General features: G+C 42.3%; 1 protein-coding gene. It reads left to right on the top strand.

Annotated elements, in window-relative coordinates; translation table 11 throughout:
- Window positions 1-568 (top strand): acetyl-CoA carboxylase carboxyltransferase subunit beta (locus ACFIK8_RS12810; protein ID WP_375669639.1); only part of this gene is annotated, 568 nt, incomplete at both ends.

Here is a 568-nt window from a genome sequence, read left to right as displayed (position 1 = left end):
AAGATTTAGAAGTTAACCAATATGTGATCCCTAACTCTGGTTATCATATGCGCATCAGCGCCAAAAATCGCCTCATGCATTTTTTTGATGATGGCATTTATACGCTTCTTGAAAATCCAAAAGTTGTAATCGACCCTTTAAAATTTCGCGATGAAAAACGCTACATTGACCGATTAAAAGATTATCGTTCTAGACTTGGTGTCGATGACAATATTTTAAGTGCACAAGGTACTATTGAAGGCTTGCCAATTGTCGCAACGGTTCAAGACTTTGCTTTTATGGGAGGATCACTCGGCATGGCTTCAGGAGAAGCGATCATTAAAGCGTTTGATACTGCCATTGCCAACAAATGCCCTTTGGTTCTTTTTTCCGCTTCTGGCGGAGCACGCATGCAAGAAGGAACACTTTCATTGATGCAGATGCCTCGTACAACAGTAGCAATTGAAATGATGAAAGAAGCAAAACTTCCCTATATTGTGGTTCTTACCAATCCAACGACCGGCGGCGTTACTGCTTCTTACGCAATGCTCGGCGATATCCACATTGCCGAACCTGGTGCTATGATTGG

It is taken from the genome of Bartonella sp. MR168JLCBS, assembly GCF_042194175.1.
This window is presented reverse-complemented; position numbering and strand designations above follow the sequence as displayed.